Below are 21492 nucleotides of genomic sequence, written 5' to 3'. Positions count from 1 at the left end.
GCACACCACCAACACCATCCACAACCCACCCAACCGCCGAAATGCACCGTCCTTGTTCACTAACTGAACGGTATTGCCCCAAACCGAAGTTCCCAATAGTCACTTCAGTCTCGAGTTTCACCCGGCGGACTGGCTCGCGACGCGCCGGTCGGGCAGGATCAGTGATCATGGCCACGCCTCCTCAGTCCACGAAGACGTCGCTGCAACAGCGCCTGTCCCAACGCGCACGCGAACGCTGGCCACAGCTGACCGGTGTCGGAGTTCGGTTCCGTGGCCAGTTCGCCTATGTCACCGGTGAACTCGTCGACGGCGATACCCAGCCATTGATGCGACTACGCTACGGCGGGTCCGCCTCCCAATGGGGCTTCGCGGCCTACCTTGCGAGCAAGGACGGATACGAGGACTCCTTCCTGTCCAACGGCCACACCGCCGGACTCCCAGAAGACGCCCTCGACACCGTCTGCGGTCTCTACCTCAACGACCCGACGGCCTGGACCTGACCCCCAACGAACTTATGGGCGGAACCACTTAGCGTCGAGAAGCTCGGCGGACTGGACGTACTCGTGAACGCCGCGGGCATCCTCCGCGCCTCGCACACCCACGAGACGCCGCTGGACCTGTGGAATCAGGTGATCGGGATCAACCTCACCGGCACGTTCCTCATGGTCCGCGAATGCCTGCCCGCGCTGCTGCGCAACGAACGCAGCGTGGTCGTGAACTTCAGTTCCACGTCCGCCGCGTTCGCACACCCCTACATGGCCGCGTACGCCGCGAGCAAGGGCGGCATCCAGTCGTTCACCCATGCGCTGGCTCTCGAATACGGCAAGCAGGGTCTGCGTGCCGTCGGTGTCGCCCCCGGCAGCATCAAGACCGGCATCACCGACGCCACATCCGGATACGTTCCGTCCGATGCCGATTGGAGCCTGTTCGCCAAACTCTCACCCATCCTGCCCACCACCCTGGAATCAGGCGGCGCGGCGATGGGCGGACCCGAGCAGGTCGCCGGAGTCGTCGCCATGCTCGCCTCCGACGACGGCGCGTTCGTCACCGGAACCGAGATCCGCATCGACGGCGGAACCCACGCCTGACCGGTTGAACCCTTGCGCGTGCGACGGCGGCACGTAGGTTGGACACATGAGCGTCTACGTAGATCTCATACTATCTGCCACTTGCGTGGCGGGCGTGGGAGATGGACGTGTGTCACGGCTACCCGCATCACCGTGCGGCGGTGTGGGTTTGACCGTGTCCCACACCGACGCTTGTGATGCAGGAACATGCTGATTCGGAGTCACCCCCAACCGCGGTGTCACGGTGGGCAGGCTGCGGCGGACCCGGCGATGCCGCGGCCTGCTCGGGGTAGGAGCGTGTTTGTCGCGCGATTGCCGTACCGGCGCATGTTCGGTCACCCGGACCGCCGGTAGTCCTCCGCGCCGCCGGGTGGTCTTGTTTCTGCCGAGCAGCGCGCGTTTGGCATTTTGCACTGCTCACACCATGCCCGGTGGTAACCGCCGGGGCGAGAGAGTGGTTCGTTGCAGCCCGGACACCACGCGGAAGATCCGCGGGCCGGTACGGACACCACCGTCACACCGACACCGGCGGCGGTGTGGGTGAGCGCGTCGACGGCCTTGCGGCGGGCCGATTGCGCGGCCCGATTGTTGTTCACCCGCCCGTGCCCACGGCTCTCGAGGGTTGTGAGATCTTCCACCGCAATCAGCTGCGCTTGGGCGTCGGTGGCGTAGTCGGTGACCTGACGGGCGAAGTCGAAGGCCAGTTCCCGGTTGATCTTCCCCCGCTTGATACCCACCGCGGTGCGGTGAGCATCGAGCACGGCGATCTTCTCCTCCAGCTCGGCGCGCACCTCGGGCGGGGCGGTGGCGGACAGTCGTGTCAACCGGGCCGCCTTGCCATGGAGTAGCTGCCCCTCGGCCTGCAGGCGGGCCAGTTTGATCCCGAGCCCGCGGTCGTCGTAGGTCCAACCCCGGTAATCCGAGGACAACCCGTCGGGGTTTTCGGCGGTGATGGCGGCGGCACCCAGAGTGGTCGGGGACCAGTCCACCCCGACCGCGACGGAGGCCGATTCCAGGTCGGCTGCTGGGACGATCTCGGTCGCGGCGCACCGCCAGAGCAGTCCCCGGCGGTCGAGGACCAGGGTCGGCAGATGCCAATCGGTGACCGCCCGGCCGTGCAGGTGCTCGGGGATGGTCGCGCTCAGCCGGACACTGCGCCACTGCGCCCGCCCCGCCGGGGCGGGGCAGGTGGGCAGCTTCACCGTCAACACCAGCTCGTGACCGGTGACGGCAAGCTGTGCGAGTTGTCGATCGGCGGCCGAGAGCCGGGCCATCGCGCTCGTCTGTGGCGGTCCCTGCACGTCGGTGATCCGCAGGCGCGCGTCTGCCGCGCCGCGCGCGTGCGCCGCGAGCTGCCGCACCACGCCCCGGGCGAATCCGGACGGGACGTACTCCGCAGCAGTAGTGGGTGCGGCGATCCGGCCGGTGGCCGGGTCGAACCGGGCCGACAGTGCGATGATCGCGGTGTCTCGGTAGGCCAGCGCCCGCAAAGTGCCGACTGCCTGCGCGGTCACCACCCGCGTGACACGCGACGGGACGTAGACACCGTCCGGGTAATGCGGGGTCCAGCCCAGACGCGCAGCAGCGACATGACCTTGCATCGGCAGTTTCCGGCCCTGGCGGTCACATCCGGCGGCCAGGACATCGAAGGTGGCCGGTTGCCACAGCCGCGACAACAGTTGCGCTTCAGCGCCCGAGATCAGGTCGAGCAGCCACCCGACACGCACGTCGAGGTCGTCAAGCCCGATCGGCGCACCGGTCTCGTCATCGACAGCCAGGTAGGGGCGGGTGGTGAACGAGAACTGCCGCAGCGCAGTGAATCCGGTATCGGCCATCAGTTAGTCCATCTCCAACCGTGCTGCCGCATCGCCCGGAAGAAGTCGACGTTGATTCTGCTTCGACCGCAATGGGTGGAAGCGGCCGGACAATGAAGCGAGCACTGCCATGAAGTCATCCATCAGCTCCTCTACCAGCGACGTGTCCCCATGCTCCCGTAGGACCTCGACCTTAACGCCGACCACCGACAAGTAACGTTCGATCCACGCCACCGACGAACCGCGCCAACCGGTCCCGCCACACCATTCGCACCACCGTGAAGTGACCCTTGGCTGCGTCGTCGAGCATCCGATTCAGTCCCGCTCGAGTCTCTCCCGCAGACCTGAACCACGATCGGTGTAGACCCGGTACACGGTGCCAGTATTAGACATTAAGTCGACAGTTGAGAGCCTGCCCACCCCTGCCGCCGATCGCACCGCGCTCGTCACCGGAGCGTCGTCAGGGATCGGCGCGGCCCTCAGCCGTGAACTCAGCCGCCGCGGTCACCAGGTGGTGCTCGTCGCCCGCCGGGCCGAGAAGCTGGAGGAACTGGCCGCCGAGCTACGGGCCGCAGGTGGTCGGGCGCAGGTGCTGGGTGCCGATCTCTCCGACCGCTCGGCCCGCGCGACGTTGCTCGACCGGGTCGGCGCGCTCGGGCTCACCCTCGACATCCTCGTCAACAACGCCGGCCTGTCCACGCTCGGCCCGGTGGCCGCGTCCGACCCGGACGCCGAGATGAACATGATCGAGGTCGACGTCATGGCCGTCGCCGACCTCTGCAGCCGCGCCCTGCCCGGCATGGTGCAACGACGCCGAGGAGCCGTCCTCAACGTCGCCTCCACGGCCGCGTTCCAGCCGCTGCCCGGACAAGCTGCCTACGCCGCCGGCAAGGCATTCGTCCTGTCCTACACCGAGAGCCTCACCGGCGAACTGAAAGGCACCGGTGTCACAGCGACCGCGCTCTGCCCCGGGCCCGTGGACACCGGTTTCGGTGAAACGGCCGGGTTCGCGAAGGAAGACGCCGAAGCCGCACTGCCCAGCTTCATGTGGGAAAGCCCAGAATCCGTGGCCAGGACCGGAATCGACGGCCTCGACAAGGGGCACATGATCGCCATCCCCGGCCTCGCGAACCGGGCCGCGTCCGTGTTCGCCCACCTCGCGCCGAACAAGCTCCTCGTCCCCGTCCTGGCCAGCCGTCATCCCGGATTGCGGACGTAGTATCGCTCGGCCGTTTACTGTGGCCTGGTGGAGATGACTACCGCTACTCGCCGATTCATACAGATCACCGCGACCGTGGCCGTCGCCGCAGCCGCCCTCCTCGGGAGCGCCGGTGTGGCCGCCGCCGACGAATGGCCGCCGGTACCCACCGAGCCCAGTCCGGTCGCGCCGTTCGACAACCAGAACTTCCTCACCCCCACCGATCTCGACTATTGGAATCCGTTCGTCAGCGCGAATCGGCTCACGTCACCGTTCGGAACCGCCAACCGCATCGTCTGCACCGGATTCCACGGCGTACTGCTCGACTGCTGGCAAGCCGACCAGAACGGGCAACCACACAAACTAGTCAAGTTGTCCATGAACTTCCCCGGATCCCTCGGCGCCACCCTCCCCGGCGGAGGTCCCGGACACTTCGTCTACCCGGGCTTCATCCCGGGTATCTGAACCGGACTACAACGGGTCGCCCGCGACCCGCCCTGCCGGCAGCGTGCGGCCGCAGATCATCAGCGCGAGATCCTCGCCCGTTCCGCGTAATTCGGCGCCCGACCCGTACGACCAGTCGAGGTCCGTGGCCCGCAGGCCACGTCCCTCGATGTCGATGCCGAAATTCGAGTGCCCACCACCCGCCGTGAGATCGTTGAGGACGACGCGCATCGTCTCCTCCGGTACGTGTCGCGGCACCCCGAGCGGCACGGTGGCGTCGAGACCGTGGATCACCACATGATTGAGCGCGCCGTGATAGCCGCCACCCGGCGGGGTCCACTGGCGCATGACATCCGAGCACAGGTTGGCGACGAGTTCCGCCGGTGCCAATTCGGCGTCGCTACGGGCGATCTCGTTGGAGAGCCGGGTGAAATCGAACTCGCACTCACGCAGGCGCGTCATGAACTGCTCCTCGGAGTAGCGCGCCGCCATGGTGAGATGCGCGACCACTTCCCGAATCCGCCAGCCCTCGCACAGCGACGGCGTGTCCCATTCTGCGTCCGAGATCCCGTCGAGTAGATCGGCCAGTGCCGAGAACTCGTTCGCAACCGCCCGCTGGAGATCGGCGTCATCGGTCATCGCAGTCAGCTCCCGCCACACTCGTTCGACGAAGATCCTCACGACCACCGTAGACCGAAACCGCCGAGTATTGCCCCGGTCGAACATGATTGGTATAGTCGAACATATATTCGAACGACCTTGGGGGAGGTTGGTTGTGGGGGCACCGGATTTGGAGGAGCTGCGGGCGTTCACCGCGCGGCTGCGGTGTGTCGAGGCCGGCGGGGATGCGGGCTCGGGGATCGATTGGCTCGACGCGATCGAAACCCTGAAGTCGGTGGGGTGCGCGGCGCAGGCGGTGATCACCGACGGCGTCGCGACGAGTATTCGGGCGGACCGCAGGGCTCGCGGGTTGCCGCGAGTGGAGTGGAACCGCGGCATTGCCTCGCAGATTGCGTTGGCACGCAGGGAATCCCCGAACCGTGGCGGACGGCACCTGGGGTTCGCACAGGCTCTGGTGCACGAGATGCCACACACTTTGGCCATGTTGCGGTCGGGGCGGTTGAACGAATGGCGAGCAACATTGCTGGTGCGGGAATCCGCGTGTCTGTCGGCCGAGGATCGGGGGATCGTCGACCGCCGGTTGTGCTCGGACCCGGCCATTCTCGACGGGGTCGGTGACCAGGGTTTGGTCGCGCGGGCGAAGGCGTTGGCGGTAGAACTCGACGCCGCGGCCGTGGTCCGCAGGCACAGGAAGGCCGTCTCCGAACGGCGGGTGACGACACGGCCCGCCCCGGATTCGATGGCGTACCTGAGCGTGCTGATGCCCGTCGAGCAGGCCGTGTGCTTACAGGCAACGCTGGGGCGGGATGCGGACAGCCTCATCGCCACGGGGAACAGTGGTGGCCGCACCCGCAATCAGCTGATGGTGGATCTGCTGTTCGCACGTGCCACCGGGCAAGCCGTGGCCTCCGGCGGGCCGGTGGCCGTGAACCTGGTGCTGTCGGACGAAACACTGCTCGCCGGTGGACACGAGCCGGCGCAGTTGCAGGGGTACGGGCCGGTGCCGGCGGGGATCGCCCGGCAACTCGTGGCGGACTCTCTCGATGCGCACACCGCCACAACGTTGCAGCGGATCTATTCCTGCCCGCAGTCGGGAGCATTGACCGCGATGGAATCGCAATCCCGCACGTTCCCGAAGGGTCTGGCGAAGTTGATCGACCTCCGCGACCGGACGTGCCGAACCCCGTGGTGCGATGCGCCGATTCGGCATCATGACCACATCCGGTCGCGCCGAGAATCCGGTGCCACGTCGGCGGACAACGGGTCCGGCCTGTGCGAGGCATGCAACTATGCGAAGGAAGGCGAGGGATGGACCGCCCGCCCGGTCGCTCGTCCCGGCGGCCGGCATCTGATCGATCTCGGCACCCCGACCGGACATCACTACCGGTCCACGGCGCCTCCGTTACCGACCCCGGCGTACCTGCGCGTGTCATGAGGTGGTGGGGGTCATCCTCTCGGTCGCCGGGGTCACTTGTTCCCACCCGACCAGGATGTGAGTTCGGCAATGTCTCCGTACAGCGCCGACTGGTAGGTGAGCATCAGCTCCTCCACCCCGCCGAACTGATCGCCCACGTGGTGGGTGTTCTCCGCCGACAGCTCGCGGTCACCGGACCGTGAGATGAGTTCGTCGATGCGGCTGTCGAGACTCATCGCCCGGTTGACCGCCAGCACGGACCGCAGTTGCACCTCGGCTCGGGACAGCAGGTCGCCGATTCGTGCGAGTGCGGCGACGCGGTCGACCAGTTGATCCCATACCGGCTTCAGCGCGTTCTGCCGGGCCTCGATCTGTTCACGCGCCGTGTCGGAATGGGTGGCGCGCAGCGCTTCGTCGAGCTCGGTCCGGATTCCGCGCAGCGCCACGGTGTCGACGGCGATCTGTGTCAGTTCTTCGGCGAGGTCGAGTTGGTACCGCTGGATCGCGAAGTGCTCCGAATGCCAGACTGCGGAACCGTCGATCCTGTCGAAGAGCATCCCCGCCAGGTAGAGCAGGGTGTCGTACGAGTCGGCAAATCTGTCGTTGTCGAGATCGACGCCCTTGCCGATGGCGTCGGCGACGCGTCGTCCGACTGCGGCCATCGGCGTGTTTTCGGCCGCCTGGCCGAGTCGTTCCGCCGCGGTGCCGCGGGCATAGTTGCCTGCACGTTCGAGCGCGGTACCGGCGGTCGGCGCCGGTGTGCGTTGCAACGCCCGGAACAGCGCCTCACGCTGTTCGAGATCGAGATGGACACCCTCACGCCGATCCCGGCGCATCGCCCGGACACCGTTGCCGTAGTGCGCCGGCGACATCACGACCGCAGACCGAGACGACTGCAGCTTGCGGCCCAGTTCGGTGGCACGGTATTTGAACAGAAGTTGCGCCGGGCCGGGACGCAGGCTGCCGGCGCGGCGCGCCACCTGGTGGTACTCGTCCGTCAGCAGACGCAGTGCCCCGAAGCCGCCGATCGACGGGATGGTGCGGCCCGCGCGACGCCGGTTGGTGAGTACCTGCCGGGTGGGCGAATCGAGGTGTCCGGCGGCGATCAGCACGGCAGCGGCGTCCGACAACGGGGCGTGGGTGCCCGTGATCGCGGATCGTTCGCACCACTGGCGGACCTGCAGGGAGATGCGTGCACGCCGCTCCTCGTAGTGGGGGCTTTCCGGCATCGGACCTCCTGGCAGTTCGCTGGTCACCACTGTCCCAGAATTTCGTCCGACGCGCCGCGACCGCCGAGGCTGCGCGCGGTTCTAGGCTCTCCACCATGACCTACACGGTGCGTGCGGTGATTCTGTTCGCGACGGCATTGGTGGTGGCCGGTTGCGGTCGCTCGGTCGACGGATCCCCCGAGACCGGCGCCGTCGCGGGGCCCGCGACCACCCCGACGGTGACGACCGCACCGAAGACGACCACCACTGCGACGACGAGCACGACCACGTCGACGAGCCCCACCACCACGACGACTACCACCACCACCACCACCGCGAGCACCCCTGCCGAGGCAAACCCGCAGACGTTTGCCGGCACCGCGGCGGGGAGCTACTACTTCACGACGCCGAGCACCAAGTTCCACTGCGCAATCCTCACCGGCGGCGACCTCCCGACCGCCGGCTGTCACGGCCCGATGCCGGCGTCGGCGCCGAAGGTCCCGGGCGCCGGCGCGTCCGGCACCCCGGTGACTCCCAACGCGATCGAGGTCACCGGTGGCCGCCTCGGTCAGTTCGCCAGTGCCGGCGATCCCCGGTACTACCCCCTCGACGGATCCGCCGCCCCCGCACTGTCGTACGGCACCGCGTTGCAGGTGAACGACCTGACGTGCCTCGTCGACGAGACGTCCGGGGTCACGTGCCGCAGCGATGCGGGCCACGGATTCACGCTCTCGGACAGCGCGTTTCGAGTGTGGTGAGCCGGTTCAGCCCAGTTCGTCCGAGCGCCGTTCCATCAGCGTGCGCAGCAGGGCGTTCTCCTTTGCGGTGAAGCCGATCGTCTCGATCTCCCCGATGCCACGTCTGATGCCCTTGCGGACGCCGTCGAGCATTCTGGTGACCGCGCGTTCAGGGACACCGAGCCGGCCACCGGATTCGACGAAGTGCCTGCGGTTCAGCTTGTTCGCCTTGCCGTAGAAGTCGAGAGCCATCGGGTCGCGCCATCCGAGGTACGGCTGGGTGCACAGAAGGTCGTAGGCTGGTGTGACACTCCACAACCCCGATTCGGCAAGCTGCACCGAGAAGTTCTTTCCGTGCAGGTCGCCGTTGCCGATCGCGTACGAATAGGCCACCAGCCGAAGCAGTTCCAGGGTGGCCACCCGGGCCGAACCGCCGCCGCGCTCACACGCGCCGGCGAGTGCAGTGATCACGCTCTCGGTCTTCAGCCGGTACTTGGCGGCGGGGAACATCCCCATCACCTGGCACGCATCCTCCTGGGGTGTGCGGATGACGCGGCCGGACGAATCGACGCGCCGGTCGAATCGGGCGACGAGCAGACCGGCATTACCCTTCCCGTCACGCACCAGCTGATGATCGGCGACGGGCAACCCGCACTGCGCGGCGAGCCCCATGAAGAAGTGCTCGTTCTCGACCAACTGCGGATACCCCTGCGGTGGTGAGAGTTTGAGGATCGCGGGACCCTTCTCGGTGGCGATCGGCGTCGAGTACATCTGAGCCGACACCTTCGCCTGCACACCGGGTAGCGAGGTGGGGTCCAGTTTCACCGCCTCGTGCCCCGACATGTGCTCGAACAACGCCCGCAGGTCCTGGCGCTCGACCGCGTCGGGGTCGAACACCGGTGCGGTCTCGGGCGGCGGCACCCCTGCGGGTAGCACGCGCACGTCGCCGATCGTGTCGGCCCCGACCGCCATCAGGATCGTGAGGTGATCGTCCTCGGACGTCTTGGTGGCTGCCACTGCGCCTCGCAGCCGGATTCCTTCCGGGAGGAGCCCCGCGAAGAACGGCGGGACGCTGCCCCCACTCGCGCGCACCTCGGCCGACGACGTGGGGATCGTCCATGCAACCTGCGGGGCGCCGGGGTCCTGCAGGTACGCGGCGTCGTAGCGGAAGACGACGTCACCGCCCTCCCGCACGAGACTGCCCGCGAGGCGCTCGCCCTTGTAGACGTCGGCCCGGTCGACACTGCTGAGGTTCTCGACCATCAGGACGCCACCTCCACACCCGAGCGGGTGACGAGCGCCAGACGGCATCCCATCGCGTCCGCGACGGCGTCGACGAGATCCAGTTGCACGGTCCCCCGACCAGATTCGATCGACTGCACACTCGACCTCGACACCCCGGCCAGGTCTGCCAGCTCCGCCTGCGTCAGCCCGAGCTGGTGTCGCCGCGCCACGAACCCGTCGGCGACTCCACCGGTGTCGGTTCGCTCGCGGCGGCGTGGGGTTGCCATGAAGCCTCCCTGATCGGTGCAATGCTTGTCGACGGATGCTTAACGACAGTGTGCGCCGATTCTGCCCCGAAGTCCATCCCTATGACTGCGAGCGCAAGCTTAAGATACGAGAAGAACATAAAACGGATCATCTCCCGCTTTAAGCCTGCGATCACAAGCACAAGACATGTCGACACACCCACCCCCTACCCTGGATACATGCGCATAGGAGCACACGTCCGCCAGGACGAAGATCCGATCGGATACGGCGAAACGCTCGGCGCCGACGTCATCCAGATGTTCCTCACGGACCCGCAGAAGTGGGACAAACCGCCGACGCATCCGCGGACCGACGAGATCCGGAACAGCCCCATCGACGTCGTCGTGCACTCGTCGTACGTGATCAACGTGGCCAGCCTCAACAACCGGCTCCGGATGCCGTCCCGCAACGCCGTCGCGCAGCAGGCCCAGGCCGCCGCCGACATCGGTGCGTTCGGGCTGGTGGTCCACGGTGGCCACGTCCGCGACGGAGAGGACGTGAACGCGGGGATCGTCAACTGGCGCAAACTTTTCGAACGCCAGGCCGACAAGGGCGGATTCCCGGTCCCCATCCTGATCGAGAACACGGCAGGCGGCGACTTCGCGATGGCACGGCACTTCGACGCCATCGACCGGCTGTGGCAGGAGGTCGGCGATTTCGGCGCCGGATTCTGCCTCGACACCTGTCACGCGTGGGCGGGCGGTGAGGAACTGGTGGGCGTCGTCGAACGCATCAAGGCCATCACCGGACGCATCGACCTGGTGCACCTCAACAACTCCCGCGACGAATTCAACTCGGCCCGCGACCGGCACGCCAACCTCGCCGACGGAACCATCGACGCCGAACTGCTCGCCGAGGTCGTGCGCACCGCCGATGCGCCCGTCGTCCTCGAAACGCCGGCGGAGGGGCTGGCCGAGGACCTCGCATACCTGCGGGAAACCGTAGGTTAGTCGCCCAGCCGGCCGGTCAGCCTGCGGTACCGCTCCTCGCTGACCGGATTCAGGCCCTCCACCGTGACGTCGGTGCCGCGACTCGCGTACTTGGTGGTGATGCCGTCGAGCGCGGCCACGGTGGACGCGTCCCAGATGGTGGCGCCCGACAGATCGATCACGACACGGCCGGGGTCGTCGGCGTAGTCGAACGAGAACACGAGGTCGTTGGACGAGGCGAAGAAGAGCTGACCGCTCACCCGGTACGTCTTCACGTCGCCGTCGAGTTCGCCGCGCACGTCCACCATGTGGGCCACCCGGCGCGCGAACAGAACCATCGCCACCAGCACGCCGACACCGACACCGATCGCGAGGTTGTCGGTGGCCAGGGTGCCCGCCACGGTGCTGAGCATCACCATCGTCTCGCTCAGCGGCATCCGCCGGAGCGTGCGGACGCTGTGCCAGTCGAAGGTCGTGGCGGCCACCAGCACCATCACGGCGACGAGCGCCGCCATCGGAATGGTCCCCACCACGTCGCCGAGCCCGACCACGAGAATCAGCAGAAACGCACCGGACAGGAACGTCGACAACCGGGTTCGCGCGCCACCGGTCTTGACGTTGATGATGGTCTGCCCGATCAGTGCGCACCCGCCCATGCCGCCGAAGAGTCCGGTCACGATGTTCGCGACGCCCTGGCCCCACGACTCCCGCGTCTTGTCCGAATGCGTGTCGGTGACGGAGTCCACGAGTTTGGCGCTCATCAACGATTCGAGCAGTCCGACGACTGCCATCGCCAGCGCGAACGGGGCGATGATCTTCAGGGTGTCGACCGTGAGCGGAACGTCCGGCAGCCCGATCAGGGTCGGCAGTCCGTCGGGCAGTTCCCCCTGGTCCCCGACGGTGGGCACCGCGACACCGGCGAGGACGGTGAACGCAGTGAGACCGACGATCACCAGCAGCGGGGCGGGCACCGCGGTGGTCAGCTTCGGGATCCACACGAGCAGCGCCAGACCGGCGGCGAGGAGCGCGTACACCGCCCACGGCACGTTCGTCAGATACGGGAACTGGTGGACGAAGATGAGGATTCCCAGCGCGTTGCAGAACCCGACCATCACGCTGCGAGGCAGGAACCGCATGAGACGCGCGACCCCGAGGACGGCGAGGAGGATCTGCATCGCACCGCCGAGGAAGACGGCAGCAATGAGGTACTGCAATCCGTGTGATGCCATGAGCGGGGCCAGCACCAGCGACACCGAACCGGTGGCCGCGGAGATCATCGCGGGACGGCCACCGGTGAACGCGATGGTCATCGCCATGATCGCGGCGGTGAACAAGCCCACCCGCGGATCGACCCCCACGATGATGGAGAACGACAACGCCTCCGGGATGAGGGCCATCGCCACGACGAGCGCGGACAACGACTCGATACGAAACACCGTCGGATGCAGCCACACCGGCCGTCGGAGAGCGAGAGAAGGCACGACGAGACAAACCTACTTCCTGAGGGGACTCGGAAGATCCTATCCGGGTAGCGTTCGACCAGTACGGTTAGCTGATCCGCCGACAGAGGAGGAACCCCGTGCGACGCACACTTCCGGCCGTCCTGATCACCGTCCTGACCGCGCTGTCGCTGGCGGGGTGTGGGAACTCCGACTCGGGGCCGGTCATCGACCAGGTTCGCGAGGCCGGGGTACTGAAGGTCGGCACCGAGGGCACGTACACACCGTTCAGCTACCAGGGCCCCGACGGTCAGCTCACCGGGTACGACGTGGATGTCATCCGCGCGGTCGGTGACAAACTCGGCGTCTCCGTCGAGTTCACGCAGACACCGTGGGACTCGATCTTCGCGGGCCTCGAAGCGAAACGCTACGACCTCGTCGCCAACCAGGTGACCGTCAACGACGAGCGCACCCAGAAGTACGACCTGTCGACGCCGTACACCTACTCCGAGGGTGTGATCGTCACCCGCGCCGACGACAATTCGATCACCTCGCTCGCCGACCTGAACGGCAAGACGACGGCGCAGTCCGCGACGAGCAACTGGGCACAGGTCGCCAGGGATGCGGGCGCGAACGTCGAATCCGTCGAGGGCTTCGTGCAGGCCATCACGCTGCTCAAGGACGGCCGCGTCGATGCCACCGTCAACGACAATCTGGCCGTCGCCGAATACCAGAAGCAGACGAGCGACACCGGCGTGAAGGTGGCCGCCGAGACCGGTGACACGAGTGAGCAGGCGTTCGCGGCCCGCAAGGACAGCGGTCTGATGCCCGACATCGACAAGGCCCTGGACGAACTGCGCGCCGACGGAACGCTCGCCCAGATCTCGCAGAAGTACTTCGGCACCGACGTCTCGGCACCGACCAACTGAGAGCCTGCCTGTGGACGACGCAACAGTCCAGCTGATTCTGGACAACCTGTGGCCGATGCTGAAGGCCACCGTCACCATGACGATTCCGCTGACGATCATCAGCTTCAGCATCGGACTCGTCATCGCGTTGCTGGTGGCGCTCGCCCGGATCTCGTCGATCAGACCACTGTCGGTGATCGCCCGGTTCTACGTCTCGATCATCCGCGGCACGCCGCTTCTGGTGCAGTTGTTCATCGTGTTCTACGCGCTGCCCCAGTTCGGCGTGGTTCTCGACCCCTTCCCGGCGGCCGTGATCGCGTTCAGCCTCAACGTCGGCGGGTACGCCGCCGAGGTGATCCGGTCGGCGATCCTGTCGATCCCCAAGGGGCAGTGGGAAGCCGCGCAGACCATCGGGATGGGGTACACGACCACTCTGCAGCGGATCGTCCTGCCGCAGGCCGCACGGGTCGCGGTGCCGCCGCTGTCGAACACGCTGATCTCGCTGGTGAAGGACACCTCGCTGGCGTCGACGATCCTGGTGACCGAACTGCTGCGCGTCGCCCAGCTCGCGGCCGCGCCCACCTTCGACTTCTTCGCCCTGTACAGCGTCGCTGCCCTGTACTACTGGGTGATCTGCATCTTCCTGTCGGCCATCCAGGGCCGCCTCGAAGCCCGACTCGACAGGTATGTGGCCACATGACCGACACCTCTCCCCTGCTTCAGGTATCCGGCGTCGAGAAGTCGTTCGGCGACCATCACGTCCTGCGCGACATCAGCTTCGACGTCGGGGCAGGAACGGTGACCGTCATCATCGGGCCGTCGGGCTCCGGCAAGACGACGGTGTTGCGCACCCTCAACGCCCTCGACCGTGCGGACCGCGGGACGATCTCCATCGGCGACGTGTCCGTGGACTTCGGCGCCGATGTGGACCGGTCGACGCTGACCAGGTTCCGCGGGCAGAGCGGCATGGTGTTCCAGGCCCACAACCTGTTTCCGCACAAGACGGTGATCCAGAACGTGACCGAGGGCCCGATCGTGGTGCAGAAACGCCCCAAGGACGAGGCGCGCGCTGACGCGAAGCGGTTGCTCACCCAGGTCGGCCTGGCGGAGAAGGCGGACCAGTACCCGTACCAGCTGTCGGGCGGTCAGCAGCAGAGGGTCGGTATCGCCCGGGCGCTCGCCCTGAAGCCGAAACTGATGTTGTTCGACGAGCCCACGTCCGCACTCGACCCCGAACTGGTCGGCGAGGTGTTGCGCGTGATCCGGGATCTCGCGACCGAGGGCTGGACGATGGTGATCGTGACCCACGAGATCCGGTTCGCGCAGCAGGTGGCCGACCAGGTGTTGTTCGTCGACAACGGCGTCGTACTCGAACGCGGCACACCGAAAGACGTACTCGCCAATCCGACCGGGCCGAGACTGCGCCAGTTCCTGCACCGCATCCTCGACCCGCTGTGAACGGTCAGCGCAGGGATTTCTCCATGAGCACGACGCTCGGCCATTCCACGTCGAAGTCCCTGCGACCCACCAGGAAGAATCCCTGCTCCTCGTAGTAGTCGCGGAGCCGGGCGTTGGTTTCGACGCACTCGAGCCGGACGACGGACGCGTCCTCGGAGCGGGCGTGCTCGTCGACCCACCGGAGCAATTGGGCGCCGAGTCCCGCGCTGGCGTGCCGGCGGTCGGTCATGACGCGGGCCACGTAGGCGGCCGGTATGTCGTCCTCGGTCCACACGTCGGGGTCGGACCGCAGCACCCGCAGCGCCCCCACCACGATGCCCGCGAACAGTGCGACGCGCCATTCCCCGAACTCGATCTGTTCACGAACGTCGGCGAGCGACACCTCACCCCGGGCGGGTGCGTCGAGTTCCCTGGCCAGGATCCAATCCTCGGCGTCCCAATGCATCTGAACGATGTCTTCAGCCTGCTCGAGTACTGCCCGCTCCACGGTGACCGCCATGCACACACAGTAACCACCCAGCGGCGAAAACAAACCACCACTGTACCCGTGTCGATCTGCGATGATGTGACTGGAGTTACAGTTACATTCTGGGACAGTTACCTCAGGCGGTGGTAGCGATGAAGCTGTTTCGTGCAGTGGTCCTGATGACACTGTCCACCTGCGCAGCCGCGTATGTCTGCGCCCATCCCCCACGTGTGTCCGCCCAGCCCCTGGGGACCGAATCCATTCTCCCGTCCCCCATTCTGGACGACGACTTCTTCGCGTGGCCGCCGAACGTCTCGGAGTTCGGTGCCGGCGAGATCATCCGCGCACGGGAAGTGACGCTCCGGGCGTTCCCGAACATGCTGGTACCGCACCGGGCCCACCAGATCATGGTGCGTTCCAACGATTCCAAGGACCGCCCCGTGCCGGTGACCGCGACGGTCCTGGTGCCGACCGCGGCGTGGACGGCGCCGGGACCGCGACCGGTGGTCGACTACAACATGCCCATCGACTCCCTGGGCGCCCGGTGCACCCCGTCCTACAAGATGGTGCACGACTGGCAGACCCTGGACCTGGACATCCCACCGGTGCTGTCGTTGTTCCTCGCGAAGAACTACGCGGTGCTCGTGCCCGACCACCAGGGACCGCGGATGGCGTACAGCGCGGGACGAATGGCGGGACATGCCGTGCTCGACAGCATCCGCGGCATGAAGCGGCTGCCCGGTCTCGGGCTCTCGGACAGTCCGGTCGTCGCGACCGGTTACAGCGGCGGTGCCATCGCCACCGGCTGGGCAGCGCAACTGCAACCGTCGTACGCGCCGGACGTCGAACTCGCCGGCGCCGCCGCGGGCGGGATACCCGCCGATTTCGGTTTGCTGCGCAGGACGATGAACGGCCGGCTCGGTTCGGGCCTGTACCTGTCCGCCGTTCTCGGGCTCGCCCGCGAGTATCCGGAAATGCTGACATTGGCGAATCCGCTCGGTGTGCTGCTGGCGACGTCCCCGCTGAAGGACCAGTGCATCCTGGCGCTCGCACCGGCCGGGATCACCTTGCTTCCCGCCGAACTGCTCGCGGCCCTACCCGACCCGTTCGGCAGTCCCACGGCCCGAACGGTGGTCGCCGAAAACAGGATGGGCGCGCTCACCCCGGCCACGCCGGTGCTGCTGTACCACGGGTCGTCGCGGGTGTTCCTCGGCGACGAGTGGATTCCGGAGGAAGGGGTGATCGCTCTGCAGCAGGAGTGGTGCGGCAGTGGCGGCGACGTCGCCTACGCCCCGCAGTTCGGCGAGCACCTCACCGCGGCCGTGTTCGCGTTGCCCGAGGTGGTGCGCTGGATCGACGAGCGACTGGCCGGGGTGCCGGCACCTGCGGGGTGCCGCTGACGGTTATCCGTGCACGTGCGGCAGCAGCAGATCGGCCTGACCGACCTGGACGACCCGCGCCTCGTCGAGCCACTTTGCGGTCTGCTCCCGCGCCCGCGTGATCAGCTCGTCGGCGTCGCCGAAGTCGGCGGGACTCGTGTCCAGCGGGCACAGCGGGGGCACCACCCGGATGTCGGCGGCGCTCTCGTACCGCTCGATGTCGAGGGCGAGCCGCTGATTGATCGCGAGGGTCACACCGAGCAGCCCCATACCCAGGGCACTTCCGGGGACCTTCGACAGCGTGCACGCATATCCGGTGGGGAGCACCCACACGGTCGTGGCCCCCAGTTCGATCGCGTGGGAGATCGGCGTGTTGTTGACGACCCCACCGTCCATCAGCGCGCGGCCGTCGATCACCACGGGTGGGAGAATGCCGGGCAGCGCCGCGCTGGCGGTGACGGCGTCGACGGCCGGCCCCGTCGACAACCGGACGTCCTTGCCGGTCAGCACGTCGGCGGCGATGACGTGCAACGGGATCGGCGCGTCCTCCATCCGCTCGAACCGCAGATTCTTCTCCAGCAGCCTCCGGATGGCGCGGTTGGACACCAGATGGTTCCGGAGACCGACGAAACCGGTGAATCCGGTGAGCAACCCGGTGGGAAACACCGCACTGCGGGTGAGACCGCGCCACAGGTCGGCGAGTTCGCGCAGGTCTGCGTCGGAGGAGCCGCCGGCGAGCCAGGCGCCGTTGAGCGCGCCGACGGACGTGCCGACGATGAGGTCCGGCCGAATTCCCCTGCCGATGAGGGTCTGCAACATGCCGACCTCGATGGCCCCGAGGCTCGCCCCGCCCGACAGAACGAACGCTGTTGTCATGCCGCCACCGTAACGGGTCAGCCCCGCCGGTACAGGCTCGCGATGTCGTCGGCGAAGCGCTCGGTCACCACGGGACGCTTGATCTTCAGGGTGGCGGTCAGTTCCCCGTCGGCCTCCGAGAGGTCGCGGCCGAGGACGACGAACCGTTTGATCGACTCCGTGTGCGACACGGTGGTGTTCGCGTCGTCCACCGCGTCCTGCAGATCCCCGCGCAGCTCCTCGTCGTCGCGCAGGTCCGCCACCGTGGCGTCGGACGGCTTGCCGTGCGCGGACTTCCACTTGTCGAATTCCTGCGGATCGACGGTCAGCAGGGCACCGACGAACGGGCGACCGTCCCCCACCACCACGGCCTGCGAGACGAGGGTGTGCGAGCGCAGCCGGTCTTCGAGGGGTCCCGGCGACACATTCTTGCCGCCGGCGGTGACCAGCAGATCCTTCTTGCGGCCGGTGATGGTGAGGTAGCCCTGGTCGTCCAGGTCGCCGAGGTCGCCGGTGCGGAACCAGCCGTCGTCCAGCACTTCCCGGGTGGCGTGTTCGTTGCGCCAGTAGCCGCCGAACACGACGCCGCCGCGCAGTTCGATCTCACCGTCCTCGGCGATGCGCACACTGTTGCCGCCCAGGGGCTGACCGACCGTCCCGATCTTCTGGACACCGGGGACGTTCACGCAGTGCGCGGCAGTCGATTCGGTGAGACCGTAACCCTCGTAGACCGGAACTCCCATGCCGCGGAAGAAATGACCGAGCCTCGGCATGAGCGCGCCGCCACCCGAGATCGCCCACCAGCAGTCGCCGCCCAGGGCGGCACGGAGTTTCGCGTAGACGAGCTTGTCGGCGAGCGCACGCTCGAACCGGAGGCGCAACGACGGACCACCCGCGTCCTGGGCCTCGCTGTACGCCACCGCCGTGGCCTCGGCGAAGTCGAAGATCCGCTTCTGCAGGCCGCCCGCCGACGCCGCCTTGCGCGCCGCACCGTCCCGCACCTTCTCGAACACGCGGGGAACACCGAGAATGGTGTTGGGCCGGAACCGTTCGAATTCGCCCGTGACCGTGCCGAAGTCGGACCAGTGCGCCTGCGTCGCACCGGCCTCGAACATCGCCAGCGACACCGCGCGCGCCAGCACGTGTGCCAGCGGAAGGAACGTCAGGACGCGGTTTCCCGGCCGGGCGACGTCACCGATCGGTGCCGCGAGCAACGCCCGCACCTCCGACAGGAAGTTCCGGTGAGTGAGGATGCAGCCCTTGGGACGGCCCGTGGTCCCGGACGTGTACACGAGCGAGGCGAGATCGCTGGCGGTCAGCGCCACCACGCGTTTGAACACCTCGGAATCGTCGATCGACAACCCGTCCCTGATGAGCGTGCCCACCGCGTCCTCGTCGATGGTGAGGATGCGCTTCAGCGTGTAAGGGATGCCGTCGCCCTCGAAACTCGACGCGTGCGCCGGCGTCTCCACGAGCGCGGCGACGGCCCCCGAATCCTCGATGATCCACCGGATCTGGTCGTGCGAGGAAGAGTCGTAGATCGGAACGGACGCGGCGCCCGCCGCCCAGATCGCGTAGTCGAGCAGCGACCATTCGAATCTCGTCGACGACAGCAGTGCCACGCGGTCGCCGGGCTGGACACCGTTGGCGATCAAACCCTTCGCGACCCCGATGACGAGCGCGCCGAAGTCCTTGGCCGTCACGTCTACCCATCCGCCGGACTCCGGGCGCGTGTACATCACCCGATCCGGGTGGCTCTCGGCGTGCGCGAACACCCTCAGCACGGCGTTCTCGTGGTCGGAGACGGTGAACGTCGGGGCGCTGGTGTACTCACGCACGGGTGTCGTCTCCGATGTTGTCGTGGTCTGTGTCGCCGCCCTGGCGGAATTTCCGGAGGTGCCGGGCGAACGCGGCGATTTCGCCGTCCGACCACGAGGCCACCCGGTCCCGTACTTCCTCCACGCGGCGTGCGTCGGCGCCGGCCAACACCGCGACACCGCCGTCGGTGAGGCTCAGCGGGTGACCGCTGCGGAGCGGTCCTGGCTCGGCATGCACCCATCCCTCGTCGATGCAGCCCCGGAGTTGACGCGACACCGTGGAGCGGTGCACGCCGAATGCGTCCGAGATCTGGGTGGCCCGGCATCCCGGATTGCGGGCGACGAAGGAGAGCAGCGAATGTTGAGCGAACGTCGGGGATCCGACGGGAGGGCGGTCACCGGCAACCAGTTGACGGACGAGGCGGACGAGTTCGTCATGGACGGCCACCACGCCCGATGCGGGCGTTTCCTCCGGCTCGACCTCGTTGTGTTGCACACCGCAACTGTATCCGACCACTCTGGCCTCGACCACCCGCACCTCGATTCCCGTTGTCCTTTGCTCGACTCACGTTCTGCCCATACTGCTATCGATGCTTCGGAAATTCAGTCGGGTGGAAACGTCACACGGTCACAATTGGAGAACGCTTTCCGTCCACCGCTACCGGCCGGACAACGAGCGCCGCCAGAAATCCGTTGCGGCCGCGGGCCCGTCGATGCACTCTGTCCGCATGCTGATCAGACGCGAGAATCCGGGCGACCTCGACGCGGTGGCGGAGGTCCACCGGCAGGCGTTCGACGGCGACGCTCCCCTCGAGGTCGGCCTCGTGACCCGGCTGCGCTCGAGCGACGCATGGATTCCGCAGCTGTCCCTCGTCGCCGAACTGGCGGGGTCCGTCGCCGGTCACGTGTGCCTGACCCGCGCGACAGTCGACTCCACGGACGTACTCGCGCTCGGCCCGATCGGCGTGCTCCCCGGCCTCCAGCGCGACGGCGTGGGCTCGGCACTGATGCACGCCGCGCTCGGCGGCGCCGACGCCGGAGACGAACCCCTGGTGGCACTACTCGGCCACCTCGACTACTACCCGCGATTCGGCTTCGTCTCCGGAACGTCGGTCGGGATCGAGCCGGACCAGCCCTCGTGGTCGTCCCACTTCCAGGTTCGCCGGCTCGCACGCTGGGATCCGAGCATCACCGGCACGTTCAGGTACGCCGCGCCCTTCTACGACCTGTGAGGTCGTATCCGCTGGTAGTTTGAGGTGGCACGTGTCACGGGGGTGAGCGGGAACCGAGGTAGGAAACGATGGAGCACGCGGCCGAGGGCGCCGGAACAGCCGGGCCTGTGGATGCGTCCGTCACGACGACCATCGTCCGCCGGGTCCTCCCCGGCTGCGACGAGGAGTTCGCCGATTGGATCCAGACCGGACTCGGGCTCGCCCGGCTGTTTCCCGGATTCCTCGGCGGAGGATGGCTCAAGGAGAGCAGCACCTCAGATGTCTGCGTGATCGTGCTGAAGTTCGAAACTCAAGCCGCGCTGGACAACTGGTTGACGTCGTCGCTGCGGAACGGGTGGCTGAGGACCGGCGGGAACATCGCGGTCGAGGAACCGGACGAGCCGGCGTCGGACGTGGAGAGCCTGTTCGAACGCCCTCGCCGCCGGACCGCCGCCGGCCACGATCAGGCGGACTCCCCGGGGATCTGCGCACCGGACGGCATCCCCTCCCCCAAATAGGTCTGATAGAACGGCCGCCAGTCCGCGGACGCATCTCCACGGTGACCGGGCGCGTCGGAGCCGTCGAGGTGCCGGTCGAGGTCGGCAAGGCAGACACTCCACCCGGCCGCGTTCCTGGCCGCCGTGTTGCGGACCTCGAGGACGTTGACGAGCGTCAGGGCGCACCCGTCCGCAGTCGGCTCGACCTCGAAGTGGATCTCGTCCCCGCCCCACGTGAACGCCAGGGTGTACGGGGCGCCGTAGACGAGGACCGTCCCCGTCTCCGGGTCGCTGTGCGGTTCCGGGAAGAACTCGATGTCGCCACCGGCGTAGGGGTCGATGCGGACCCGCGATGGAAACCAGCGCGCGAGCTCGTCCGGCTCCGACACCGCCTCCCACAGCCTCTGGACGGCGAACGGGTACGTGCAGCGGAACCGCACGGCGGGACGACCCTTGAACTCGAAATACCTTCCGTGGATCACCGGCCCACTCCCTCGCTG

22 protein-coding genes and 2 pseudogenes are annotated in these 21492 nt (G+C 67.3%); 13 read left to right on the top strand and 11 right to left on the bottom strand.

Going from position 1 to position 21492, the window contains the following annotated elements; genetic code table 11:
- The first annotated feature begins 167 nt into the window (after positions 1 to 167).
- Both CJ177_RS17855 and CJ177_RS17850 read left to right on the top strand, forming a co-directional pair.
- A complete protein-coding gene (locus CJ177_RS17855) occupies positions 168 to 500 on the top strand; it encodes a hypothetical protein (protein WP_095868255.1) in 333 nt (110 codons plus the stop codon).
- A 30-nt stretch (positions 501 to 530) separates the two neighbouring features.
- A pseudogene (locus CJ177_RS17850) lies at positions 531 to 1088 on the top strand (SDR family NAD(P)-dependent oxidoreductase); the annotation flags it as partial.
- Between the two features lie 54 nt (positions 1089 to 1142).
- Here the strand turns inward: CJ177_RS17850 and CJ177_RS17845 are convergent.
- Positions 1143 to 2902, bottom strand: a pseudogene (locus tag CJ177_RS17845) (transposase).
- Between the two features lie 355 nt (positions 2903 to 3257).
- Between CJ177_RS17845 and CJ177_RS17830 the strand changes: the two are divergent.
- Positions 3258 to 4100, top strand: a complete 843-nt coding sequence (locus CJ177_RS17830) for an SDR family oxidoreductase (RefSeq protein ID WP_257014575.1) — start codon at positions 3258 to 3260, stop codon at positions 4098 to 4100.
- A 33-nt stretch (positions 4101 to 4133) separates the two neighbouring features.
- Positions 4134 to 4544, top strand: a complete 411-nt coding sequence (locus CJ177_RS17825; protein ID WP_061700682.1) for a hypothetical protein — start codon at positions 4134 to 4136, stop codon at positions 4542 to 4544.
- 6 nt (positions 4545 to 4550) lie between these two features.
- Here the strand turns inward: CJ177_RS17825 and CJ177_RS17820 are convergent, their stop codons facing one another.
- Entirely contained in the window at positions 4551 to 5162 is a 612-nt protein-coding gene (locus CJ177_RS17820) for a maleylpyruvate isomerase family mycothiol-dependent enzyme (protein ID WP_061700686.1), read from the bottom strand.
- A gap of 85 nt (positions 5163 to 5247) precedes the next feature.
- On the opposite strand from CJ177_RS17820, the gene CJ177_RS17815 reads away from it, so the two are divergent.
- Positions 5248 to 6579 carry an HNH endonuclease signature motif containing protein gene (locus CJ177_RS17815; protein ID WP_095868194.1) on the top strand — a complete coding sequence of 444 codons (1332 nt, stop codon included), beginning with the start codon at positions 5248 to 5250 and terminating at the stop codon, positions 6577 to 6579.
- Positions 6580 to 6611: 32 nt separating this feature from the next.
- On the opposite strand, the gene CJ177_RS17810 is transcribed toward CJ177_RS17815, so the two are convergent.
- On the bottom strand, positions 6612 to 7787 hold the full coding sequence (locus CJ177_RS17810; protein WP_061700680.1) for a hypothetical protein: 1176 nt from the start codon (positions 7785 to 7787) through the stop codon (positions 6612 to 6614).
- Positions 7788 to 7882: 95 nt separating this feature from the next.
- On the opposite strand from CJ177_RS17810, the gene CJ177_RS47410 reads away from it, so the two are divergent.
- The gene (locus CJ177_RS47410; RefSeq protein WP_179443236.1) at positions 7883 to 8524 is read left to right on the top strand and encodes a hypothetical protein; all 642 of its coding nucleotides are present in this window, start codon (positions 7883 to 7885) and stop codon (positions 8522 to 8524) included.
- Positions 8525 to 8530: 6 nt separating this feature from the next.
- Here the strand turns inward: CJ177_RS47410 and CJ177_RS17800 are convergent, their stop codons facing one another.
- A complete protein-coding gene (locus tag CJ177_RS17800) occupies positions 8531 to 9766 on the bottom strand; it encodes a type II toxin-antitoxin system HipA family toxin (protein ID WP_061700679.1) in 1236 nt (411 codons plus the stop codon).
- Positions 9766 to 10014 (bottom strand): helix-turn-helix transcriptional regulator, encoded by a 249-nt coding sequence (locus CJ177_RS17795; protein ID WP_005252266.1) that lies wholly within the window; start codon positions 10012 to 10014, stop codon positions 9766 to 9768. The genes CJ177_RS17800 and CJ177_RS17795 overlap by 1 nt, the downstream gene beginning before the upstream one ends.
- A 198-nt stretch (positions 10015 to 10212) precedes the next feature.
- Between CJ177_RS17795 and CJ177_RS17790 the strand changes: the two genes are divergently transcribed.
- Positions 10213 to 10983 carry a deoxyribonuclease IV gene (locus CJ177_RS17790; protein WP_005252264.1) on the top strand — a complete coding sequence of 257 codons (771 nt, stop codon included), beginning with the start codon at positions 10213 to 10215 and terminating at the stop codon, positions 10981 to 10983.
- On the opposite strand, the gene CJ177_RS17785 is transcribed toward CJ177_RS17790, so the two are convergent.
- Complete coding sequence (locus tag CJ177_RS17785; RefSeq protein WP_005252262.1) at positions 10980 to 12443, bottom strand: SulP family inorganic anion transporter; 1464 nt, start codon at positions 12441 to 12443, stop codon at positions 10980 to 10982. The genes CJ177_RS17790 and CJ177_RS17785 overlap by 4 nt on opposite strands.
- Before the next feature lie 98 nt (positions 12444 to 12541).
- Here CJ177_RS17785 and CJ177_RS17780 point away from each other — a divergent pair, with 98 nt between their 5' ends.
- From CJ177_RS17780 to CJ177_RS17770, 3 genes are read left to right on the top strand one after another with little or no spacing between them, the layout of a single operon-like run.
- Positions 12542 to 13330 (top strand): amino acid ABC transporter substrate-binding protein, encoded by a 789-nt coding sequence (locus tag CJ177_RS17780; protein WP_011594807.1) that lies wholly within the window; start codon positions 12542 to 12544, stop codon positions 13328 to 13330.
- A gap of 10 nt (positions 13331 to 13340) precedes the next feature.
- Positions 13341 to 14009: an amino acid ABC transporter permease gene (locus tag CJ177_RS17775; protein WP_005258090.1), complete on the top strand. Its 669-nt coding sequence runs from the start codon at positions 13341 to 13343 to the stop codon at positions 14007 to 14009.
- On the top strand, positions 14006 to 14767 hold the full coding sequence (locus tag CJ177_RS17770; protein WP_005252259.1) for an amino acid ABC transporter ATP-binding protein: 762 nt from the start codon (positions 14006 to 14008) through the stop codon (positions 14765 to 14767). The genes CJ177_RS17775 and CJ177_RS17770 overlap by 4 nt, the downstream gene beginning before the upstream one ends.
- Before the next feature lie 4 nt (positions 14768 to 14771).
- Here the strand turns inward: CJ177_RS17770 and CJ177_RS17765 are convergent, their stop codons facing one another.
- On the bottom strand, positions 14772 to 15266 hold the full coding sequence (locus CJ177_RS17765) for an N-acetyltransferase (protein WP_061044573.1): 495 nt from the start codon (positions 15264 to 15266) through the stop codon (positions 14772 to 14774).
- Between the two features lie 119 nt (positions 15267 to 15385).
- On the opposite strand from CJ177_RS17765, the gene CJ177_RS17760 reads away from it, so the two are divergent.
- Positions 15386 to 16633: a lipase family protein gene (locus tag CJ177_RS17760; RefSeq protein WP_061044574.1), complete on the top strand. Its 1248-nt coding sequence runs from the start codon at positions 15386 to 15388 to the stop codon at positions 16631 to 16633.
- A gap of 3 nt (positions 16634 to 16636) precedes the next feature.
- On the opposite strand, the gene CJ177_RS17755 is transcribed toward CJ177_RS17760, so the two are convergent.
- The 3 genes from CJ177_RS17755 to CJ177_RS17745 are packed head-to-tail and all read right to left on the bottom strand — an operon-like array spanning position 16637 to position 19822.
- The gene (locus CJ177_RS17755; protein WP_061044575.1) at positions 16637 to 17488 is read right to left on the bottom strand and encodes a patatin-like phospholipase family protein; all 852 of its coding nucleotides are present in this window, start codon (positions 17486 to 17488) and stop codon (positions 16637 to 16639) included.
- Positions 17489 to 17505: 17 nt separating this feature from the next.
- The gene (locus tag CJ177_RS17750) at positions 17506 to 19305 is read right to left on the bottom strand and encodes a long-chain fatty acid--CoA ligase (RefSeq protein ID WP_061044576.1); all 1800 of its coding nucleotides are present in this window, start codon (positions 19303 to 19305) and stop codon (positions 17506 to 17508) included.
- Entirely contained in the window at positions 19298 to 19822 is a 525-nt protein-coding gene (locus tag CJ177_RS17745; protein ID WP_005252246.1) for a MarR family winged helix-turn-helix transcriptional regulator, read from the bottom strand. Before CJ177_RS17745 ends, CJ177_RS17750 begins: the two co-directional genes overlap by 8 nt.
- A 190-nt stretch (positions 19823 to 20012) precedes the next feature.
- Between CJ177_RS17745 and CJ177_RS17740 the strand changes: the two genes are divergently transcribed.
- Together CJ177_RS17740 and CJ177_RS17735 are read left to right on the top strand one after the other, a co-directional pair.
- A complete protein-coding gene (locus tag CJ177_RS17740; RefSeq protein ID WP_025433105.1) occupies positions 20013 to 20516 on the top strand; it encodes a GNAT family N-acetyltransferase in 504 nt (167 codons plus the stop codon).
- 68 nt (positions 20517 to 20584) lie between these two features.
- On the top strand, positions 20585 to 21013 hold the full coding sequence (locus tag CJ177_RS17735; protein ID WP_005258109.1) for an antibiotic biosynthesis monooxygenase: 429 nt from the start codon (positions 20585 to 20587) through the stop codon (positions 21011 to 21013).
- Here the strand turns inward: CJ177_RS17735 and CJ177_RS17730 are convergent.
- Positions 20959 to 21474, bottom strand: a complete 516-nt coding sequence (locus CJ177_RS17730; protein WP_061700677.1) for an SRPBCC family protein — start codon at positions 21472 to 21474, stop codon at positions 20959 to 20961. The two genes, CJ177_RS17735 and CJ177_RS17730, sit on opposite strands and share 55 nt — an antisense overlap.
- Positions 21475 to 21492 lie beyond the last annotated feature (18 nt).

The sequence above is a fragment of the Rhodococcus sp. ACPA1 genome (genome assembly GCF_002300195.1).
GTDB lineage: Bacteria > Actinomycetota > Actinomycetes > Mycobacteriales > Mycobacteriaceae > Rhodococcus_F > Rhodococcus_F opacus.
The sequence above is the reverse complement of the archived record's forward strand: the minus strand, read 5'-3'. Positions and strand labels throughout refer to the sequence as shown.

Bases quoted from the DNA above. Each gene is read 5' to 3' on its own strand.
- CJ177_RS17855 (WP_095868255.1), top strand. From the start codon at position 168: ATGGCCACGCCTCCTCAGTCCACGAAGACGTCGCTGCAACAGCGCCTG.
- CJ177_RS17825 (WP_061700682.1), top strand. From the start codon at position 4,134: ATGACTACCGCTACTCGCCGATTCATACAGATCACCGCGACCGTGGCC.
- CJ177_RS17820 (WP_061700686.1), bottom strand. From the start codon at position 5,162: ATGACCGATGACGCCGATCTCCAGCGGGCGGTTGCGAACGAGTTCTCG.
- CJ177_RS17815 (WP_095868194.1), top strand. From the start codon at position 5,248: ATGATTGGTATAGTCGAACATATATTCGAACGACCTTGGGGGAGGTTG.
- CJ177_RS17810 (WP_061700680.1), bottom strand. From the start codon at position 7,787: ATGCCGGAAAGCCCCCACTACGAGGAGCGGCGTGCACGCATCTCCCTG.
- CJ177_RS47410 (WP_179443236.1), top strand. From the start codon at position 7,883: ATGACCTACACGGTGCGTGCGGTGATTCTGTTCGCGACGGCATTGGTG.
- CJ177_RS17800 (WP_061700679.1), bottom strand. From the start codon at position 9,766: ATGGTCGAGAACCTCAGCAGTGTCGACCGGGCCGACGTCTACAAGGGC.
- CJ177_RS17795 (WP_005252266.1), bottom strand. From the start codon at position 10,014: ATGGCAACCCCACGCCGCCGCGAGCGAACCGACACCGGTGGAGTCGCC.
- CJ177_RS17790 (WP_005252264.1), top strand. From the start codon at position 10,213: ATGCGCATAGGAGCACACGTCCGCCAGGACGAAGATCCGATCGGATAC.
- CJ177_RS17770 (WP_005252259.1), top strand. From the start codon at position 14,006: ATGACCGACACCTCTCCCCTGCTTCAGGTATCCGGCGTCGAGAAGTCG.
- CJ177_RS17765 (WP_061044573.1), bottom strand. From the start codon at position 15,266: ATGGCGGTCACCGTGGAGCGGGCAGTACTCGAGCAGGCTGAAGACATC.
- CJ177_RS17760 (WP_061044574.1), top strand. From the start codon at position 15,386: ATGAAGCTGTTTCGTGCAGTGGTCCTGATGACACTGTCCACCTGCGCA.
- CJ177_RS17755 (WP_061044575.1), bottom strand. From the start codon at position 17,488: ATGACAACAGCGTTCGTTCTGTCGGGCGGGGCGAGCCTCGGGGCCATC.
- CJ177_RS17740 (WP_025433105.1), top strand. From the start codon at position 20,013: ATGCTGATCAGACGCGAGAATCCGGGCGACCTCGACGCGGTGGCGGAG.
- CJ177_RS17735 (WP_005258109.1), top strand. From the start codon at position 20,585: ATGGAGCACGCGGCCGAGGGCGCCGGAACAGCCGGGCCTGTGGATGCG.